Source organism: Photorhabdus sp. S10-54, assembly GCF_963878145.1.
In the GTDB taxonomy this organism is placed as follows: Bacteria; Pseudomonadota; Gammaproteobacteria; order Enterobacterales; family Enterobacteriaceae; genus Photorhabdus; species Photorhabdus kayaii.
Genome location: NZ_CAWNXG010000030.1, coordinates 16530 through 34470, shown reverse-complemented (window position 1 = coordinate 34470; position 17941 = coordinate 16530). Strand labels below are relative to the sequence as shown.

Annotated in this window: 15 protein-coding genes; all 15 read left to right on the top strand. The window is 45.6% G+C overall.

The window, feature by feature from the left end; translation table 11 throughout:
• Positions 1-566: 566 nt before the first annotated feature.
• The 15 genes from ilvI (at position 567) to AACQ83_RS15805 (ending at position 17940) form a co-directional block, all read left to right on the top strand.
• Positions 567-2294 carry an acetolactate synthase 3 large subunit gene (ilvI, locus tag AACQ83_RS15875; protein WP_112878555.1) on the top strand — a complete coding sequence of 576 codons (1728 nt, stop codon included), beginning with the start codon at positions 567-569 and terminating at the stop codon, positions 2292-2294.
• A 2-nt stretch (positions 2295-2296) separates the two neighbouring features.
• Positions 2297-2788, top strand: coding sequence for an acetolactate synthase small subunit (ilvN, locus tag AACQ83_RS15870; protein ID WP_167405300.1), 492 nt, complete (start codon positions 2297-2299; stop codon positions 2786-2788).
• An 87-nt stretch (positions 2789-2875) separates the two neighbouring features.
• A complete protein-coding gene (gene cra, locus AACQ83_RS15865; RefSeq protein WP_112878554.1) occupies positions 2876-3883 on the top strand; it encodes a catabolite repressor/activator in 1008 nt (335 codons plus the stop codon).
• 596 nt (positions 3884-4479) lie between these two features.
• Positions 4480-4938: a division/cell wall cluster transcriptional repressor MraZ gene (gene mraZ / locus AACQ83_RS15860; protein ID WP_011147826.1), complete on the top strand. Its 459-nt coding sequence runs from the start codon at positions 4480-4482 to the stop codon at positions 4936-4938.
• Positions 4939-4940: 2 nt separating this feature from the next.
• Positions 4941-5885, top strand: a complete 945-nt coding sequence (gene rsmH, locus AACQ83_RS15855) for a 16S rRNA (cytosine(1402)-N(4))-methyltransferase RsmH (protein ID WP_112878553.1) — start codon at positions 4941-4943, stop codon at positions 5883-5885.
• Complete coding sequence (gene ftsL, locus AACQ83_RS15850) at positions 5882-6202, top strand: cell division protein FtsL (RefSeq protein ID WP_112878552.1); 321 nt, start codon at positions 5882-5884, stop codon at positions 6200-6202. The genes rsmH and ftsL overlap by 4 nt, the downstream gene beginning before the upstream one ends.
• Positions 6203-6230: 28 nt before the next feature.
• Positions 6231-8000, top strand: a complete 1770-nt coding sequence (locus AACQ83_RS15845) for a peptidoglycan glycosyltransferase FtsI (RefSeq protein WP_112878551.1) — start codon at positions 6231-6233, stop codon at positions 7998-8000.
• Positions 7987-9474 (top strand): UDP-N-acetylmuramoyl-L-alanyl-D-glutamate--2,6-diaminopimelate ligase, encoded by a 1488-nt coding sequence (gene murE, locus AACQ83_RS15840; protein WP_112878550.1) that lies wholly within the window; start codon positions 7987-7989, stop codon positions 9472-9474. The genes AACQ83_RS15845 and murE overlap by 14 nt, the downstream gene beginning before the upstream one ends.
• Complete coding sequence (murF, locus tag AACQ83_RS15835; RefSeq protein ID WP_112878549.1) at positions 9471-10850, top strand: UDP-N-acetylmuramoyl-tripeptide--D-alanyl-D-alanine ligase; 1380 nt, start codon at positions 9471-9473, stop codon at positions 10848-10850. The genes murE and murF overlap by 4 nt, the downstream gene beginning before the upstream one ends.
• A complete protein-coding gene (mraY, locus tag AACQ83_RS15830; RefSeq protein WP_011147820.1) occupies positions 10844-11926 on the top strand; it encodes a phospho-N-acetylmuramoyl-pentapeptide-transferase in 1083 nt (360 codons plus the stop codon). The genes murF and mraY overlap by 7 nt, the downstream gene beginning before the upstream one ends.
• Before the next feature lie 2 nt (positions 11927-11928).
• Positions 11929-13239: a UDP-N-acetylmuramoyl-L-alanine--D-glutamate ligase gene (murD, locus tag AACQ83_RS15825; protein ID WP_112878548.1), complete on the top strand. Its 1311-nt coding sequence runs from the start codon at positions 11929-11931 to the stop codon at positions 13237-13239.
• Entirely contained in the window at positions 13239-14432 is a 1194-nt protein-coding gene (gene ftsW / locus AACQ83_RS15820; RefSeq protein ID WP_112878547.1) for a cell division protein FtsW, read from the top strand. The genes murD and ftsW overlap by 1 nt, the downstream gene beginning before the upstream one ends.
• Positions 14429-15496 (top strand): undecaprenyldiphospho-muramoylpentapeptide beta-N-acetylglucosaminyltransferase, encoded by a 1068-nt coding sequence (murG, locus tag AACQ83_RS15815; protein ID WP_112878546.1) that lies wholly within the window; start codon positions 14429-14431, stop codon positions 15494-15496. Before ftsW ends, murG begins: the two co-directional genes overlap by 4 nt.
• Positions 15497-15551: 55 nt before the next feature.
• Positions 15552-17027 carry a UDP-N-acetylmuramate--L-alanine ligase gene (gene murC, locus AACQ83_RS15810; RefSeq protein WP_112878577.1) on the top strand — a complete coding sequence of 492 codons (1476 nt, stop codon included), beginning with the start codon at positions 15552-15554 and terminating at the stop codon, positions 17025-17027.
• Positions 17020-17940, top strand: coding sequence for a D-alanine--D-alanine ligase (locus AACQ83_RS15805; protein WP_112878545.1), 921 nt, complete (start codon positions 17020-17022; stop codon positions 17938-17940). The genes murC and AACQ83_RS15805 overlap by 8 nt, the downstream gene beginning before the upstream one ends.
• Position 17941 lies beyond the last annotated feature (1 nt).

Here is a 17941-nt window from a genome sequence, read left to right as displayed (position 1 = left end):
CATTCCAGACAGCTCTACATAAGGCAGGCGGAAAAAATCTTTTTTGATACTTTTTGTCTTTAAACCCAATTTATTAGCAGCAAGTAACCATAGGGTTTTATCTAATCCTGCAAGCGCCAAACCAGACTTCATCAAACATTAGAAGTTAAAATTGAACTATACCCAATGGATTTCAAGATGCATCGCGATGGCAAGGGAGTGAATCCCCGGGAGTATAGCAAACTATGTGACCGGGGTGAGCGAGTGCAGCCAACAAAGAGGCAACTTGAAAGATGACGGGTATATATATTGGATAATACCTATACGTTGTCATTCTTTTTAGGTATAGCCACTCATATTCTGCTTGTCCTTAGCTTCTTGATAGCAAGATAACGCTTGCAAGAGACATCTTGAATTTTCAGAAAGTGGTTATTCTTCCTTGTACTCACATTGCTAACACCCGTTTCTAGCGTTATGTTAATTGACTCAGCATCAATATATCGCTGAGAGGCCATTCGTCTTACTAAAATAAAAGTGGAAGTAACTTCTGATTTATTAACTTGCAAACAGAGCCTGGAGGAAAACCTATGGAGATGTTATCAGGAGCTGAAATGGTCGTCCGATCATTAATTGATCAGGGCGTTAAGCATATATTCGGTTATCCGGGGGGGGCAGTACTGGATATTTATGATGCCCTGCATACGGTTGGGGGCATTGAGCATATCCTGGTACGTCATGAGCAGGGGGCAGTTCATATGGCTGATGGTTATGCTCGTTCTACCGGGAAGGTTGGTGTGGTATTGATCACCTCCGGTCCAGGAGCAACTAATGCCATTACCGGTATTGCCACAGCTTATATGGATTCAATTCCAATGGTTGTATTGTCCGGTCAAGTCGCCAGTTCGTTGATTGGTAATGATGCATTCCAGGAATGTGACATGGTAGGGATATCCCGCCCGATCGTAAAACACAGTTTTTTAGTGAAAAAAGCAGAGGATATTCCGAAGGTACTGAAAAAAGCCTTCTATCTAGCTTCCAGTGGTCGTCCGGGACCCGTCGTTATTGATTTACCGAAAGACACGGTAAATCCGGCAGTAAAATTACCCTATATTTATCCTGATCAGATAAGTATGCGTTCTTATAATCCAACGATTCAAGGACACAAAGGGCAGATTAAGCGGGCATTAAGAAAACTATTGAATGCGAAAAAACCAGTCATATATGTAGGCGGGGGGGTGATTAACGCAGATTGTTCAGCAGAATTACTGGTATTGGCAGAAAAGTTCAATATCCCTGTTGTGAGCTCCCTGATGGGATTAGGCAGTTTCCCTGCAACTCATCCGCAAAGCCTGGGCATGCTCGGTATGCATGGTACATTCGAAGCTAACAAAGCAATCCATAATTCAGATGTGATTTTTGCTGTCGGTGTACGTTTTGATGATCGCACCACCAATAATCTGGAAAAATATTGCCCGGAAGCAACGGTATTACATATTGATATTGATCCAACATCAATTTCGAAAACGGTTTCCGCAGATGTACCTATTGTTGGTGATGCTAAACAGGTGCTTGGACAGATGCTGGCGTTGCTGGAGACAATGGAAGACACGCAAGATCCAGATGCGCTAAAAGATTGGTGGTTATCTATTCAGCAATGGCGTAGCCGTAAATGTCTCAGTTTTGATCGCAGCGGTGAAAAAATTAAACCACAAGCGGCTATCGAGGTTCTCTATCGTCTGACGAAAGGGGAAGCTTATGTCACTTCAGATGTTGGGCAGCATCAGATGTTTGTTGCATTGCATTACCCATTTGATAAACCAAGGCGTTGGATCAGTTCCGGTGGTTTGGGAACGATGGGATTTGGTTTACCGGCTGCTTTGGGCGTTAAACTGGTGAAACCGGAAGCGACGGTAGTCTGTGTTACGGGGGATGGTAGTATTCAGATGAATATTCAGGAGTTGTCTACCGCGTTGCAATATGGGTTGCCGGTACTGGTTCTGAACTTGAATAATCGTTTCTTGGGGATGATAAGACAATGGCAAGATATGATTTATGCCGGTCGTCACTCTCAATCTTATATGGAATCCTTGCCTGATTTTGTCAAATTGGCTGAAGCTTACGGTCATGTTGGTATTTCTATTCAACGTTATGATGAATTGGAAAGTAAATTGGCCGAAGCCTTGAAAGAGGTGATTGAAAATCAGCGGCTGGTATTTGTTGATATCACTGTGGATGAAACTGAACATGTATATCCTATGCAGATCCGTGGAGGAGCAATGGATGAGATGTGGTTAAGCAAAACGGAGAGAACCTGATTATGCGCCGGATTTTATCTGTATTACTTGAAAACGAATCAGGGGCTTTGTCCCGGGTTGTTGGTCTGTTTTCCCAACGTGGCTACAACATTGAAAGTTTAACTGTTGCTCCAACTGATGATCCGACATTATCGAGGATGACAATTCAGACTAAGGGCGATGCAAGGGTACTTGAACAGATTGAAAAACAGTTGCACAAGTTGGTAGATGTGTTACGAGTCAGCGAGTTGGCGCCGGGTTCTCATGTAGAGCGTGAGATTATGCTAGTCAAATTGCAGGCCAGTGGATATGGACGTGAAGAGATCAAACGCAGTACTGACATCTTCCGTGGGCAGATCGTTGATGTGACTTCGACCTTATATACCGTACAGTTGGTGGGAACCAGCGATAAATTGGATGCCTTTCTCGATGCTGTTCGGGATGTTGCTGAAATTGTTGAAGTTGCTCGTTCGGGTATTGTCGGTGTCTCTCGTGGGGATAAAATTATGCGATGAAAAATCGCAAACTGCGGGGCTATGTGCATACATTTATCAGGCTCTGCGATAAAGTAGGGCCTTTTTGGGGTCTATGAAGGAGTTAATGTGAAACTGGATGAAATCGCCCGCCTTGCAGGTGTTTCACGCACAACGGCCAGTTATGTAATTAATGGTAAAGCCAAGCAATACCGTGTCAGTGATAAAACGGTAGAAAAAGTGATGGCAGTGGTCAGAGAGCATAATTACCATCCTAATGCTGTGGCAGCCGGTCTCCGTGCAGGACGTACCCGTTCTATTGGTTTGGTTATTCCAGATTTAGAAAATACCAGCTATACCCGTATTGCTAATTATTTGGAACGTCAGGCTCGTCAGCGTGGCTATCAGTTATTGATAGCCTGTTCGGAAGACCAACCTGATAATGAAATGCGCTGTGTTGAACACCTGCTACAACGCCAGGTGGATGCAATTATTGTTTCTACCGCATTACCGCCGGAGCATCCTTTTTATCAACGCTGGGCAAATCGTTCTTTGCCTATTATTGCTCTCGATCGGGCACTCGAAAATGAACACTTTATCAGCGTAGTGGGTGATGATTTTGAAGATGCAAAGATGTTGGCACAAGAATTTCGCCAATTCCCTGCTGAATCTGTGCTTTATCTCGGTGCATTACCTGAATTATCAGTCAGTTTTCTGCGTGAACAGGGGTTCCGTGAAGCATGGAAAGATGACCCTCGTAAAGTGATGTATCTTTACTCAAACAGCTATGAGCGTGATGCGGCTGCTGAAGTGTTCACCACATGGTTAGAAACTCATCCAATGCCACAAGCGTTGTTCACCACCTCTTTTGCCCTGTTACAGGGAGTCATGGATGTTACGCTAAAACACAGCGGTCGTTTACCAAATCAATTGGTTATTGCGACTTTTGGTGATCATGAATTATTGGATTTCCTTGAATGTCCAGTGCTTTCTGTAGCGCAGCGTCATCGTGAAATTGCTGAACGGGTATTGGAACTGGTGTTAACAAGTCTGGATGAAAAGCAGAAGCCAGGGCCAGGTATCACACGGATACATCGTGACTTATGTCGTCGAGGAAGCCTGAGTCGGAAAATATAATAAAAACCCCTCATTAATTTTCTGATGGGGGGTTTTGGTTGTCAGATCTGTCTTAAAAGAAGTGTTTCAGCGCGAGCAAATAGCAATTTCGTTCATACATAAATTATTCAGTAGAAAGAAGCGCATGGAACAGCGCTTATTTGAGTTTGGGATTTGTCTATTTATCCCCGTTTTTTTACCGTCTTTTATATATTAAATTGATTTTAATAATATTTATTTTGTGGTTTTTTGCTGCTAGTTAGTTTGAGTGTTGAATGCATCAAATAGAATGATAAACATTGCTGCACGGTGGTTAAATAGTAATGAAATGTAAATTATGTAAATAAATTAATCACACAACTATTTTTTCATTATTTTGCCGTAAACATTTATTCTCCCTGTGCTTGTAAAATTATTCAGAATTATCATGGTGTTAATTATTATTGATATTGCTAAATTTAATAATTATGCCTCCCAACAGCCAAAATCCTGCCATCAAATATAGCTAAAGCGCATCGGCTCTGGCTTGACAAGGTTTTCGTCCCATCCGTAAACTCCTTATTGTGGGGATTAGTGGGATAAAGTGGTAATTTTTGATCACCAGGGGCGACCTGAGGATGTTTCGTGGAGCAACGCAGATAAATCTCGATAGCAAGGGGCGGCTCACCGTACCTACCCGATACCGGGCTATGCTAAATGAGGAATCACAAGGGCAAATGGTTTGTACCATTGACCTTCATCAACCGTGCTTGTTGCTTTATACATTATCTGAATGGGAAATTATTGAAGAAAAACTTTCTCGCTTATCCAGCATGAATCCGGCGGAGCGTCGGGTGCAACGTTTACTTTTAGGTCATGCCAGTGAATGCCAGATGGATAGTGCAGGACGTCTTTTATTAGCTAATACATTGCGTCAGCATGCAGGGCTAGTCAAAGAGGTCATGCTGGTTGGTCAGTTCAACAAATTTGAACTGTGGGATGAACAGGCTTGGTATCAACAGGTTAAAGATGATATTGCGGCTGAGCAATCCACACAGGAACCTTTATCAGTACGGCTACAGGAATTATCACTATAAATATGGCAAATAGTCATTTTAAACATACCAGCGTATTGTTGGATGAAGCAGTCAACGGGCTGAATATTCGTGAAAATGGCATCTATATTGATGGCACATTTGGCCGTGGAGGGCATTCACGTCTGATTTTGTCGCAATTGGGGACGGCAGGTCGCTTAATTGCCATTGATCGAGATCCTCAGGCGATTGAAGTGGCGAAAGCAATTACAGATCCACGTTTTTCAATTGTACATGGGCCATTTTCTAAATTGGCTCACTATACAGAAAAAGCCGGGCTAATCGGCAAAATTGATGGTGTATTACTGGATTTAGGTGTTTCTTCGCCTCAGTTGGATGATCCGGAACGCGGTTTTTCTTTTATGCGTGATGGGCCGCTAGATATGCGGATGGACCCGACTCGCGGGCAGTCAGCAGCAGAATGGCTGATGAACGCAACAGCAGATGATATTGCCTGGGTATTGAAAACATTTGGTGAAGAGCGTTTCGCCAAACGCATTGCCAGAGCAATTGTGGCACGCAATCAGGAAGAGCCAATTATCCGAACAAAAGCGCTAGCCGATTTGATTGCTCAGGCCAGCCCGGTAAAAGAAAAACATAAGCATCCAGCAACCAGGAGCTTCCAGGCTATTAGGATCTATATCAACAGTGAGCTGGAAGAGATTGAGCAGGCGCTGGAGGGAGCATTACAAGTGCTTGCACCGCAGGGGAGACTTTCAGTGATTAGTTTCCATTCGCTGGAAGATCGGATTGTTAAACGATTTATTCGTCAGAATAGTCGAGGGCCACAAGTACCGGCAGGATTGCCACTCACAGAAGAGCAACTGAAAGCACAAGGTGGGCGTAGCTTGAAATCGATTGGCAAGATGAAACCTCCAGAGGAAGAAGTGGCTAATAACCCACGGGCTCGTAGTTCTGTTTTGCGTTTTGCTGAAAAAGTTAGTGAATAATGGCAGGTGAACGTCACGGATTAACCGGTATTATCGGCAGCGATTTGCTCAAGAATGCCAAGATACCGTTAATTCTTCTAGTCGTTGTACTGGTTTCGGCCATAGTTGTTGTAACTACTGCACATGAAACCCGTTTGTTGACGGCTGAAAGAGAGCATCTGGTGGTGGAACGTGATGCATTAGATATCGAGTGGCGCAATTTGATCCTCGAAGAAAATGCTTTGGGTGATCACAGCCGGGTTGAGCGGATAGCTGTTGAAAAAATGCATATGCAGCATGTTAACCCTGCTCAGGAAAACATTGTTGTTTCACGGTGAGTTAATTTAATTATTAAAAAGGTAAGAGATGAAAGCAGCACGCCCCGTGAAGTTAAAAAGGCAAGAAGATAAAAAAGCCAGTTTTGTTAGCTGGCGTTTTGCTTTGTTATGCGGGGGGATTGCTGTAGCTTTAATTGCCTTATTGTTGAGAGTGACTTATTTGCAGGTCATCAATCCTGATCAACTGGTTAAAGAAGGTGATTTACGTTCCCTGCGCGTGCAATCAGTCCCTACCGCTCGCGGTATGATCAGTGACCGAATGGGCCGACCTCTGGCTGTTAGCGTTCCAGTCAATGCTGTTTGGGCAGATCCGAAAGAGGTATTTGAACAAGGGGGAATTACGGGTGATACCCGCTGGAAAGCTTTATCTGATGCCATTAATTTGCCTCTTGAGCAGCTTATTGACAAAGTTAGCGTTAATCCAAAAGGCCGTTTTGTTTATTTAGCGCGTCAGGTTAACCCATCAGTTGGCGATTATATTCATAAACTGAAATTACCGGGAATTTATTTGCGTCAGGAATCCCGGCGTTATTATCCGTCAGGTCAGGTAACGGCACATATTATTGGCGTGACCAACGTTGATGGTCAGGGTATTGAAGGCGTAGAAAAAAGTTTTGATCGTTGGTTGACGGGGCAACCGGGTGAGCGGACTGTACGCAAAGATCGCTTTGGCCGTGTTATCGAAGATATTTCATCTGTGGATAGTCTGGCGGCACACAATCTGGTATTGAGTATTGATGAACGTTTACAGGCGCTGGTTTATCGCGAATTAACCAATGCGGTGGCCTTTAATAAAGCAGAATCCGGTACAGCGGTGTTGGTGGATGTTAATACCGGAGAAGTGCTGGCAATGGCAAACAGCCCATCTTATAACCCAAATAATCGCATCAATACGCCAAAAGAAGTAATGCGTAACCGGGCTATCACCGATATTTTCGAGCCAGGTTCCACTGTTAAGCCGATGGTGGTAATGGCTGCGCTGAATGATGGTATCATCAAAGAAAATACCGTTATTAATACAGTACCTTATAGGATAAGCGGTAAGGAAATCAGAGACGTATCCCGTTATCCGGAATTATCTATCACTGGTATTTTACAAAAATCGAGTAACGTCGGTGTTTCTAAGCTAGCGTTGGCGATGCCCGCGACAGAATTGGTGGATGTTTATTCACGTTTTGGGTTAGGAAAGGCGACCAATCTGGGGTTGGTTGGAGAAAGCAGTGGCTTATATCCAACAGGAAAACAACGGTGGTCAGATCTTGATAGAGCGACCTTTTCTTACGGTTATGGGCTGATGGTAACACCATTACAGTTAGCGCGGGTCTATGCAACGATTGGTAGTTTGGGTATTTATCGTCCTCTGTCAATTACCAAAGTTGATCCACCTGTGCCAGGCACAAGAGTATTTCCTGAACCAATTATGCGCACAGTCGTTCATATGATGGAAAGTGTGGCTCTGCCCGGCGGCGGCGGAGTGCGAGCTGCGATAAAAGGTTATCGGATTGCAATCAAGACGGGTACAGCTAAGAAAGTTGGGCCGGATGGCAAATATGCTAGTCGATATATCTCTTACGCCGCAGGTGTTGCCCCTGCAAGTAATCCAAGATTTGCACTGGTTGTGATTATTAATGAGCCACAGGCAGGTAAGTATTACGGTGGTGCGGTTTCTGCGCCGGTATTTGGCACCATCATGGGGGGTGTTCTACGCATCATGAATGTGGAGCCAGATGCTTTGGCGGCAGGTGATAAAAACGAATTTGTGATTAATAAGAAAGAGGATACAGGTGGCAGATCGTAATCTACGCGATTTACTTGCGCCATTGGGTATTGACGCCCCAGTGCGTGCGTTACGCGAAATGACATTGGACAGCCGTAAATCGGCTGCCGGAGATCTGTTTGTTGCCATTAAAGGGCACCAGGCAGATGGTCGAGACTACATTCCTCAAGCCATCGCACAAGGGGTTGCGGCGGTTATTGCAGAAGCCCGGGGCGAGGCCAATAGCGGAACCGTACAGATTATGCACGGTGTTCCGGTTGTTTATGTGAACGATTTGAATAATAAGTTGTCACAGTTAACTGGTGAGTTTTATTGTCACCCTGGTGATAAATTGCACTTGATTGGTGTAACTGGAACCAATGGTAAAACAACCACTACCCAATTACTTGCTCAGTGGAGTCACGGATTGGGGGAAACCAGTGCCGTGATGGGAACTGTCGGTAATGGTTTACTGGGGCATGTGGCGCCAACTGAAAATACCACAGGCTCGGCTGTTGATATTCAACTGGATTTGCAACAACTTGTTCGGCAAGGGGCGACTTTTGCGGCAATGGAAGTCTCTTCTCATGGACTGGTTCAGGGGCGTGTAGCTGCGTTGCCGTTTGAAGCGGCAGTGTTTACTAATTTGAGCCGTGATCATCTCGATTATCACGGTGATATGGAACACTACGAAGCCGCTAAATGGCTGTTATTTTCTACTCATAATGTGAAGCAACAAATCATTAATGCTGATGATGAGACTGGATTGAAATGGTTGTCCCGTTTACCGCAAGCGGTTGCTGTGACGATGGAAAACTGTCTGCCGGAAAATTGGCAGGGGCGTTGGTTAGCGGCGCATGAAATAAAGTATCACGATAAAGGGGTATCCATTACCTTCGAGTCCAGTTGGGGAGGCGGTACAATTGATAGCGCCCTGATGGGAGCATTTAATGTCAGCAACCTGTTGTTGGCGCTTTCCACCTTATTAGCTTTGGATTATCCGCTGGAAAAACTGCTTGCAACAGCTTCCTGCCTGGAACCTGTCTGTGGACGAATGGAAGTATTCACTGCACCGGGCAAACCAGTTGTCGTTGTTGATTATGCTCACACACCTGATGCGCTGGAAAAAGCTTTGATGGCTGCACGTTTGCATTGTCAAGGTAAGCTTTGGTGTGTTTTTGGTTGTGGTGGTGATCGTGATAAAGGTAAACGCCCATTGATGGGGGGCGTTGCAGAGCAGTGGGCCGATTATGTGATTGTTACTGATGATAATCCGCGTAATGAAGAACCACAGGTAATTGTTGCTGATATTTTGACGGGTTTTCTTGATCCGGGGAGTGCGATAGCGATTCATGGCCGTGTTGAAGCGGTAACCAGCGCTATTATGCAGGCAAAAGCAGATGATGTTGTATTAATAGCGGGTAAAGGCCATGAAGATTATCAATTGGTTGGCCATCGCCGCTTAGATTACTCAGACCGGTTGACTGTTGCTCGGTTATTGGGGGTGATTGCATGATTTCCCTCACTTTGCAACAACTGGCGCAAGTAACGGATGGCGTATTAAATCAGGTGACTGAACAGCAGGCTGCAAATATTTGTATCAGTGATGTGACTACAAACAGCCGTCAGGTTGGAAATGGCAGTCTGTTTATTGCTTTGAAAGGTGAGCGTTTTGATGCTCATGACTTTTTTGCTGATGCTGTAAAAGCCGGTGCCAGTGCTTTGCTCGTCAGCCGCGTATTGGATATTAACTTTCCACAGGTCGTGGTTAAAGATACTCGTTTAGCAATGGGTAAATTAGCGAGTTGGGTTCGCCAGCAGAGTAATGCCCGTGTTGTTGCGTTGACGGGGTCGTCCGGCAAAACATCGGTAAAAGAGATGACCGCAGCGATTTTGCGCCAATGTGGCAATACGCTCTATACCGCAGGTAACCTGAATAATGATATCGGTGTGCCGCTGACATTGTTCAGGCTGACAGAACAACATGAGTTTGCTGTGGTTGAATTAGGTGCAAGCCATGTTGGTGAAATTGCCTATACCGTAGAAATGGTTCGGCCGGAAACGGCATTAGTCAATAACCTGTTTGCTGCGCACTTAGCGGATTTTGGCTCTCTGGCGAGTATTGCAAAAGCTAAGGGCGAGATTTTTACCGGTCTTTCAGAGAAAGGTACGGCCATTATCAATATGGAAAGCAATGATTGGACTCACTGGCAGCAGGTTATTGGCGACAAAACAGTACAGCGTTTTTCCATGCAACAAGCATCAGGTGCTGATTTTTACGCTACAGATGTTCAGGTTAAACAACTGACTACGGATTTTTGTCTGCATACGCCTATTGGTAGCACAGAAATCAATTTGCCGTTGCCTGGAAAACACAATATCGCCAATGCGTTAGCGGCCAGTGCGTTAGCAATTTCTGTTGGCGCAACCCTGCGAGATATCCGTTTGGGCTTGTCTGAGCTGAAAGCGGTACCAGGGCGGTTGTTTCCAATCAATCTGGCAGAAGGAAAATTGCTGCTTGATGATACTTATAACGCCAATGTCGGTTCAATGACCGTTGCAGTTCAGGTGTTATCACAGATGCCGGGTTACCGAGTGCTGGTTGTTGGCGATATAGGGGCATTGGGTGAACAGTCAGCAGATTACCATCGTCAGATTGGTGAAACCGCAGCTTCTCGCGGTATCGATAGTGTGTTCAGTGTGGGCGAATTAAGTATTCATGTTAGTGAAGCGAGCGGTTGTGGTCAGCATTTTGCGGATAAAGCTGCATTGATCGCAACATTGGTTCCACTATTACAACAACACAAAGTCTTTTCAGTGTTAGTTAAAGGTTCGCGTAATACCACAATGGAAGATGTTGTCCACGCATTACAGGAGAGCTTTACATGTTAGTTTGGCTGGCCGAATATTTGGTCAAATATCACTCCGGCTTTAACGTCTTTTCTTACTTGACGTTTAGGGCTATCGTCAGCCTGCTGACTGCTTTGGCTATCGCATTGTGGATGGGGCCGCGTATGATCGCCTTTCTGCAAAAATTACAAATTGGGCAGGTTGTTCGCAATGATGGGCCGGAATCTCACTTTAGCAAACGTGGTACGCCGACGATGGGTGGTTTGCTGATTTTACTTTCAATTACGATTTCTACACTGTTGTGGGTGCGCTTGAATAACCCCTATGTTTGGTGCGTGCTGATTGTGCTGATTGGTTACGGCATTGTTGGTTTCGTGGATGATTACCGTAAAGTTGTGCGCAAAGATACTAAAGGGTTGATTGCCCGTTGGAAGTATTTCTGGCAGTCCGTCCTGGCGTTGGGGGTGGCGTTTGCAATGTACAGTTTCGGTAAAGATACTCCGGCAACACAATTGGTCGTGCCATTCTTTAAAGATGTGATGCCGCAACTGGGTGTGCTTTATATTCTGTTGACTTACTTTGTGATTGTCGGAACCAGTAATGCAGTGAATTTGACTGACGGATTGGATGGTTTGGCAATTATGCCAACCGTTTTTGTTGCCGCGGGTTTTGCTTTGGTGGCATGGGCGACAGGTAATGTCAATTTTGCTAACTATCTGCATATCCCTTATCTGAGCCATGCTGGCGAGCTGGTTATCGTCTGTACTGCGATTGTTGGCGCAGGACTAGGTTTCTTGTGGTTCAACACTTATCCGGCTCAGGTTTTCATGGGGGATGTGGGCTCTTTGGCATTAGGTGGTGCACTGGGGACGATTGCTGTGTTGCTACGCCAAGAGTTTCTACTGGTGATTATGGGCGGTGTATTTGTGGTGGAAACCCTGTCAGTTATTTTACAGGTGGGTTCTTTTAAACTGCGCGGGCAGCGTATTTTCCGTATGGCGCCTATTCACCATCATTATGAATTGAAAGGCTGGCCAGAACCGCGTGTTATTGTGCGTTTTTGGATTATTTCTCTGATGCTAGTGCTGATTGGCTTGGCAACATTGAAGGTACGTTAATCATGGCAGATTATTTGGGTAAAAAAGTCGTCATTATCGGGTTGGGGCTAACGGGTCTCTCCTGTGTTGACTTTTTTATGGCACGAGGTGTGATCCCTCATGTGATAGATACTCGTGCGGTACCACCCGGCAAGGATAAACTGCCCGATGGTGTTGAGTGTCACAGTGGAAGCCTGAATGTTGGCTGGTTGATGGATGCTGACTTGATTGTTGTAAGCCCAGGCGTTGCCTTGGCAACGGCGGAATTGCAGGCTGCGGCTAATGCAGGTATTGAAATTGTTGGTGATATCGAGTTGTTTTGCCGTGAAACAACAGCCCCGATAGTCGCCATTACCGGCTCTAATGGTAAAAGTACCGTTACCAGTCTTGTCGGTGAAATGGCGAAAGCGGCTAATTGGCAGGTGGGTGTTGGCGGTAATATTGGCCTACCTGCATTAGAATTGTTGAAGAAATCTTGTCAGCTTTATGTCTTAGAGCTCTCCAGTTTCCAGTTGGAAACTACATATAGTCTGAACGCAACAGCCGCCACTGTGCTTAATGTGACTGAGGACCATATGGATCGTTATCCTCAGGGGGTATCTCAGTACCGGGCAGCTAAACTGAGGATTTATCGTCAGGCGAAAAGATGCATTGTGAATGCTCAAGATCCCTTGACACTGCCTGAAACGGGTATGGATAGCCGTTGTGTCAGCTTTGGTGTCGATTGTGGTGACTACCAGCTTGATAGTGAAAATGCTTTTTTGAAAGCTCACAACCAATCACTGCTGGCGACAAATGAAATTAAGCTGACTGGACGACATAACTACGTCAATGGGTTGGTTGCATTGGCTTTAGCTGATGCGGTTGGTATTCCTCGTGAAGCCAGTTTGGCAACATTGACGGTTTATCCGGGACTTGACCACCGTTTCCAGCTTGTTCGCCTGAACAACGGGGTGCGTTGGATTAACGATTCTAAGGCGACCAATGTTGGTAGTACAGTGGCGGCGCTTGATGGTCTGAACCTGGAGGGTTCGCTTTATTTGCTGTTAGGTGGTGATGGCAAGTCGGCAGATTTTTCTCCGCTTAAACCTTTCCTGAGCGGGAATAAAGTTCAGCTTTACTGCTTTGGTCGGGATGGAAAACAGTTGGCTCAACTACGCCCGGAAATAGCGACATTGACTGAAACTATGGAACAGGCGATACGTGATATTGCTCCGCGTCTGGTGGCTGGTGACATGGTGCTGTTATCTCCTGCTTGTGCAAGCCTTGATCAGTTCCGTAATTTTGAACAGCGTGGTCATGAGTTTACCCGCTTGGCAGAGGAGTTGGGCTGATGTCTATTCCGGGATTCAGTAGATTAAAAGACTGGGTTATTGGTGGCCGTGAAACTGATGCCGCCAATATGGTGTTGTATGATCGCACACTGGTTTGGCTGACACTCGGATTAGGAATTATCGGCTTTGTTATGGTGACATCAGCATCGATGCCGGTTGGGCAGCGTCTTGCAGAAGATCCGTTTCTGTTTGCTAAGCGTGATGCGATTTATCTCTTGCTGGCTTTCGGGTTGTCATTGATTACATTGCGTATCTCAATGGATTTCTGGCAACGCTATAGCAATCTGATGCTGCTTATTTCCGTTATTTTGTTGCTGGTTGTCCTGGTGGTGGGAAATTCAGTAAATGGTGCATCGCGTTGGATTGCCATTGGGCCTTTGAGAATTCAACCTGCTGAGTTATCGAAACTTTCTCTATTTTGCTATCTCGCCAGTTATTTGGTGCGCAAAGTAGAAGAAGTGCGGAATAACTTTTGGGGATTCTGTAAGCCAATGGGCGTGATGGTCGTGTTAGCGGTGTTACTTCTGGCTCAACCTGACTTGGGAACAGTGGTTGTACTGTTTGTAACAACGTTGGCAATGCTATTTCTGGCCGGGGCAAAATTATGGCAGTTTCTAGCAATTATTGGTTCAGGGGTATTCGCGGTGGTTTTGTTAATCATTGCTGAACCTTACCGTATACGCCGTGTAACTTCCTTTCTGGATCCTTGGGAAGATCCATACGGCAAAGGTTATCAATTAACGCAATCTTTGATGGCTTTTGGTCGAGGGGAATTTTTAGGGCAAGGACTAGGAAATTCAGTACAGAAACTGGAATACCTGCCGGAAGCACATACTGACTTTATTTTCTCTGTTTTGGCAGAAGAATTAGGTTACGTAGGTGTGGTTTTGGTGTTGTTAATGATATTCTTCGTCGCTTTTCGCGCAATGACGATAGGTCGTCGCGCATTACAGATGGATCAGCGTTTTTCGGGTTTTCTGGCTTGTTCGGTGGGTATTTGGTTTAGTTTCCAAGCTCTGGTTAACGTTGGGGCCGCCGCAGGTATGTTACCGACTAAAGGTTTGACTTTACCTTTGATTAGTTACGGTGGTTCAAGTTTGCTGATTATGTCGACAGCTATCGTATTGCTATTAAGAATTGATTTTGAAACACGCTTGGCAAAAGCTCAAGCGTTTGTAAGGAGCCCCCGATGAGTGGCAAAACCCGGCGTTTGATGGTGATGGCAGGTGGAACTGGAGGACATGTCTTCCCTGGTCTGGCTGTAGCTCATCATTTAAAAGACCAGGGCTGGGACGTTCTCTGGTTGGGAACAGCGGATCGTATGGAAGCCGATTTAGTGCCAAAACATGGCATTGATATTGAATTTATTCAGATTTCTGGTCTGCGAGGTAAAGGGATCAAAGCATTGTTGGCTGCCCCGGTCCGGATTTTCAAAGCAATTCGTCAGGCAAAGGCGATTATGCGTCGCTATCAGCCAGATGTCGTGCTTGGCATGGGGGGATATGTTTCTGGTCCCGGCGGCATTGCTGCGTGGATGTGCGGTGTTCCGGTTGTATTGCATGAACAGAATGGTATTGCCGGGCTGACAAACCGGTGGCTGGCTAAAATCGCTACGACTGTTTTACAAGCATTTCCCGGCGCATTTCCAAAAGCGCCCGTTGTTGGCAATCCTGTTCGCGAAGATGTGTTGACACTGCCTATACCTGAACAACGTTTGACAGGGCGTGAAGGTCCGATTCGAGTTCTGGTTGTTGGTGGCAGTCAGGGGGCGAGAATTCTTAACCAGGCAATGCCTGAAATTGCTGCCCGTATGGGTGATAAAATTACTCTTTGGCATCAGACAGGCAAAGGGGCTAAAGAAAGTGTTCAGAATGCCTATGACAATTTAGTTAAATGCGAACATAAGATTACTGAATTTATTGACGATATGGCACAAGCTTATGCTTGGGCTGATGTGGTGATTTGTCGTTCTGGCGCGTTGACGGTTAGTGAAGTGTCAGCGGCGGGATTACCTGGGATTTTTGTGCCATTTCAGCATAAAGATCGTCAGCAATACTGGAATGCGTTACCTCTAGAAAAGGTTGGCGCAGCAAAAATATTGGAGCAACCCCAATTTACGGTTGATGCAGTAATCGAATTATTAACTCAGTGGCAACGGCCGCAATTGCTGGAAATGGCGGAAAAAGCCCGTTCAGCAGCAATTATTGATGCAACTGAGCGAGTATCGGCGGCATTAATCGATGCGGCAAAAAAATGATTTAGACCGCCTTAAAAGGGGCGGTGAAGCAAACATATATAGTGAAGAAGAAAACGTGAATACACAACAACTGGCGAAATTAAGAGTTTTCGTGCCTGAGATGAGAAAAGTCAGGCACATCCACTTTGTTGGCATTGGTGGTGCTGGCATGGGGGGGATCGCCGAAGTGTTGGCTAATGAAGGTTATCAGATCAGTGGATCTGATTTGGCCCCAAACCCGGTAACTCGGCAACTGACTAAGTTGGGCGCTCAGATTTATTTTAATCATCGTCCTGAAAATATACTGGATGCCAGTGTTGTTGTGGCTTCAAGCGCAATCTTGGCGGATAACCCGGAAATTGTTGCTGCTCGTGAGGCCCGAATTCCGGTTATTCGCAGAGCAGAGATGTTGGCAGAACTGATGCGCTACCGTCATGGTATTGCTATTGCCGGGACTCACGGTAAAACGACAACAACAGCGATGATTTCTAGCATCTATGCACAGGCTGGTTTAGATCCCACTTTTGTTAATGGTGGTTTAGTTAAAGCAGCAGGAACGCATGCTCGTCTTGGCAGTAGCCGTTATTTAATTGCGGAAGCTGACGAAAGTGATGCTTCTTTCTTGCATTTGCAGCCGATGGTGGCGGTCATTACGAATATCGAAGCAGACCATATGGATACCTATCATGGTGACTTCGAAAACTTGAAACAGACGTTTATCAACTTCTTGCACAACCTACCTTTTTACGGACGTGCAGTCATGTGCATTGATGATCCGGTTGCCAAAGAGTTAATTCCTCGTGTTGGGCGCTATATCACGACGTATGGTTTTAGTGAAGAAGCGGACGTACGTATCACCCATTATCAGCAAAAAGGTGCTCAGGGATATTTTACTGTTAGTCGTCAAGATATGGCGGATCTGAAAGTCGTATTGAATGCACCGGGTCGCCATAATGCGCTGAATGCGGCGGCGGCAGTGGCTGTTGCGACTGAGGAGGGGATTTCTGGCAGTGATATTTTGGCTGCGTTGGCAGGTTTTCAGGGAACCGGGCGCCGTTTTGATTTTTTGGGGAATTTTCCTCTGGAACATGTTAACGGCAAAGGTGGCAGTGCGATGTTGGTTGATGATTATGGTCATCATCCAACGGAAGTGGATGCAACCATTAAAGCCGCTCGTGCTGGCTGGCCGGATAAACGGATTGTGATGATATTTCAACCTCATCGTTATACCCGAACTCGTGATTTGTACGATGACTTTGCCAATGTATTGAATCAGGTAGATGTATTGCTGATGTTGGATGTTTACTCTGCGGGTGAAGTGGTTATTCCGGGGGCAGATAGTCGTTCGTTGTGCCGTACTATCCGTAGCCGCGGTAAGTTAGATCCGATTTTGGTCTCTGATCCGGCAAAGGTGACCGCTGCATTGGCACAGGTGCTGGATGGTAATGATTTAATTCTGGTTCAAGGGGCCGGCAATATAGGCAAAATAGCGCGTAATCTGGCTGAAACGAAATTACAGCCATCTTTGAATGAGGAAAAACACAATGGCTGAGAAAGTCGCGGTACTGTTGGGAGGAACTTCCGCTGAGCGTGAAGTTTCGCTGTTATCGGGACAAGCCGTGTTGGCTGGATTGAGAGAAGCGGGTATTGATGCACATCCAGTTGATACAAAAGATTTTCCTGTGACTCAACTTAAAGAAGCTGGATTTGAGAAAGTCTTTATCGCGCTTCATGGGCGTGGTGGGGAAGACGGTACTTTGCAAGGTGTATTGGAATTTTTGCAGTTACCCTATACCGGTAGTGGCGTGATGGCCTCTGCACTGTCAATGGATAAATTGCGGACAAAACAGTTATGGCAGGGAATTGGGTTGACTGTTTCGCCATATGTTTCAATTAATTCTCAGCAATTTGAACGATTGACTGATTCTCAACTCCAAGAATATGTAGCAGGTTTAGGTTTGCCATTAATTGTTAAGCCAAGTCTGGAAGGTTCCAGTGTTGGTATGACTAAGGTTGATGAGATTTCAGAGTTGCGTGGCGCATTAGAGGCAGCGTTTCGTTATGACGTTGACTTGCTGGTAGAAAAATGGTTGAACGGCCCGGAATACACAGTAGCCATCCTTGGTGATACGGCTTTGCCTTCTATTCGTATTCAACCCGCTGCTGTTTTTTATGACTATGATGCAAAATATTGGTCTGAAGAAACACAATATTTTTGTCCAAGTGGCTTAAGTGATGAAAAAGAGCAGCAATTGACAGAACTGGCGCTTAAAGCTTATCAGTCAGTTGGGTGCAGTGGTTGGGGGCGAGTTGATGTCATGATGGATACTGATGGTGATTTCTATCTGTTGGAAGTGAATACCTCTCCGGGGATGACCAGTCACAGCTTGGTGCCGATGGCTGCGCGTCAGGCGGGATTAAGTTTTTCACAGTTGGTGGTAAAGATTTTGGAGTTGGCTGATTGAT

What these genes read in the sequence shown, in the direction of transcription:
- mraY (WP_011147820.1), top strand. Translation starts at nt 10,844, where the DNA reads ATGTTAGTTTGGCTGGCCGAATATTTGGTCAAATATCACTCCGGCTTT.
- murF (WP_112878549.1), top strand. Translation starts at nt 9,471, where the DNA reads ATGATTTCCCTCACTTTGCAACAACTGGCGCAAGTAACGGATGGCGTA.
- ilvI (WP_112878555.1), top strand. Translation starts at nt 567, where the DNA reads ATGGAGATGTTATCAGGAGCTGAAATGGTCGTCCGATCATTAATTGAT.
- ftsW (WP_112878547.1), top strand. Translation starts at nt 13,239, where the DNA reads ATGTCTATTCCGGGATTCAGTAGATTAAAAGACTGGGTTATTGGTGGC.
- murD (WP_112878548.1), top strand. Translation starts at nt 11,929, where the DNA reads ATGGCAGATTATTTGGGTAAAAAAGTCGTCATTATCGGGTTGGGGCTA.
- mraZ (WP_011147826.1), top strand. Translation starts at nt 4,480, where the DNA reads ATGTTTCGTGGAGCAACGCAGATAAATCTCGATAGCAAGGGGCGGCTC.
- murG (WP_112878546.1), top strand. Translation starts at nt 14,429, where the DNA reads ATGAGTGGCAAAACCCGGCGTTTGATGGTGATGGCAGGTGGAACTGGA.
- AACQ83_RS15805 (WP_112878545.1), top strand. Translation starts at nt 17,020, where the DNA reads ATGGCTGAGAAAGTCGCGGTACTGTTGGGAGGAACTTCCGCTGAGCGT.
- ilvN (WP_167405300.1), top strand. Translation starts at nt 2,297, where the DNA reads ATGCGCCGGATTTTATCTGTATTACTTGAAAACGAATCAGGGGCTTTG.
- rsmH (WP_112878553.1), top strand. Translation starts at nt 4,941, where the DNA reads ATGGCAAATAGTCATTTTAAACATACCAGCGTATTGTTGGATGAAGCA.
- AACQ83_RS15845 (WP_112878551.1), top strand. Translation starts at nt 6,231, where the DNA reads ATGAAAGCAGCACGCCCCGTGAAGTTAAAAAGGCAAGAAGATAAAAAA.